This is a genomic window from Haladaptatus sp., assembly GCF_049589095.1.
Classification (GTDB): domain Archaea; phylum Halobacteriota; class Halobacteria; order Halobacteriales; family Haladaptataceae; genus Haladaptatus.
On sequence record NZ_JBAWAC010000471.1, the window covers coordinates 1 to 1,941 of the forward strand.

The 1,941-nt window shown below is 63.6% G+C and carries 2 protein-coding genes; both read right to left on the bottom strand.

Going from position 1 to position 1,941, the window contains the following annotated elements; all coding sequences use genetic code 11:
* Positions 1 to 1,299: glycoside hydrolase family 68 protein (locus tag WBV42_RS14640; protein ID WP_423986689.1), on the bottom strand; the 1,299-nt coding region annotated here is incomplete at its 3' end.
* A 96-nt stretch (positions 1,300 to 1,395) separates the two neighbouring features.
* Positions 1,396 to 1,941 (bottom strand): MBL fold metallo-hydrolase RNA specificity domain-containing protein (locus WBV42_RS14645; RefSeq protein ID WP_423986690.1); only part of this gene is annotated, 546 nt, incomplete at its 5' end.

Genomic DNA, 1,941 nt, shown 5'->3' on the forward strand with positions numbered 1-1,941 from the left:
GTAGTTGCCGATATCGTTGCCGTCCTCGTCCTCACCGTTGCCTCCCGACCCGCGATAGCGAATGTGATCGGGAGGGGTCAGCGACTCGCGTTCGAGAGGGATTTGCCCGTAGTCGAGTTCGCCCCAGATTCGGGTTCGGTCGCCCCCGACCTGCAAACGGAGCGTCGGCGCGTACGTCCCGCCGAATCGGCGGAACTGCTCGGGTTCGGGGAGGAGCGCCACGTCGTCGAGCGAGAGGCCGTTGAGGTCGAAGTAGTTGAAAAAGGACGTGACGAGGATTTCGTCGCCGTGGGAGAAAGCCAACCACGAGTACGCCTGAAACGGGGCGTTCTCGGGATTCGCCACGACGAGACCGGTCTCGTTGAGGGGTTCGTACGGCCCGAAGACGGAGTCGGCGACGAAGCCGTAGAGCGCGTCGAAGCCGCTCAGGCCGGGCGCGAACGTGTGGAGATGGCTCGGGGTGAAGAGGTAGTAGCGCCCGTTCCGGACGACGATGTGTGGCCGTTCGAGTTCCTGATTCACGCGTTCGGCGTCGAGAATCGGATCGAGCGGTTGCCAGTCGGTCGGATCGCCCGTCTCCGAGCGTGCGATGCCGATACAGCCGTTGTACGTCCGCTCCGGGTCGGGGTCGTCTATCGGGGTATTACCCTCGAAGAGGAGATACGACTCGCCCGTCGCGGGGTCCTCGAAGAACCACGGGTCGCGAAACGTGTAGATGGGACCGTTCTGGCGGTTCGACTGTTCCTGTGTCTGGTAGCGTTCCCCGTCCGGTTCGAAGAGAACCGACTGTTCCCACGGGCCGTCGATGGACAGTCCGCGTTCGTCCGTCGAAACGGTGCCGCCCGCTCCGACGCAGATTCGTTGTTCGTACGTGAGTTCGGGTTCGTCACGATGACCAGCGGCGGTGTAGTAGGCGTACACGGTGCCGTCATCGTCCAGCAGGGCAGACCCCGCCCACTGTCGGGAGCCGAACGCCTCCCCCTCGGGGAAAATCGGTCCGCCGTAAGTCCACTCGCGCCCGTCCGTCGAGTAGAAGTACCGGATGCGCGCTTCGTCGTGCCGTTTTCCGGGAAGGAGCGACGACGAAGCGGAGAGCGAGAACGCCACTCGATAGCCGTCCACCTCGGCGATCGAGCCGTCGCGCTCGCGGAGAAACCACGTGTCCCAGAGGTGGTACTCCTGGGAGATAGCCCGTTCGGGCGGGTAGATGATCGGTGCCACGGTGTCGGGCGTACGACGAAGTCGGGACGCGTGGTCACGCGTCCACTTTGACCGCCTGTACTCGTCCGGACGGGACATGGATATCCTCTCCTTCTTACTTCACCGACTAAAGCTTCCCTCCTCTTTCGGGTCGGAAGTCCGTTCGGTAAGGTCGTTTACCGCAGACGTCGGAGGTTACGTGTCCCCGTCCGTATCGATGGCTTCCCGTATCTCCTCTCGAACGAGACGACGAAGGTCCGACTCGCTCCACGTCCCTTCGTCGTGTCGGAGCGCGGCGAGTTCCTCGTTCAGCGACGCGATCTCTTCGTGGAGCGTCTTCACCTGATTTCGGAGGCGGTCGGGACCACGTTCGAACTGTTCGGGCGTCAACGTCGGCGTGTCGAGTTCGATATCGCGGGAGACCGGAATCGGGGTGAGGAGCCGTGATCTGGTCACTTGCTTCGCGCTATCGAGGTTCTTTCCGAAGTGACGGGCGAGGTGATCCTGTGCGTAGTCGGGACCGTGAACCAGCGCCACCGTCGACGGCTCGACAGCCCGGGCGAACTTCAACAAGCCGGATTGTGCGGCATGGGCGCTGAGGCCGTCCACCGTTTCGATCCATTCCGTCGGAACGGTCGCTCGGGTGGTCCGCTCGAACCCGTCGTCGGTCTCGACGCGCGTCCACGCCACGGAATCGGAACTCGGCCAGTCCGTCCCGAACGGCGTCGCGTCCGTCGTGGT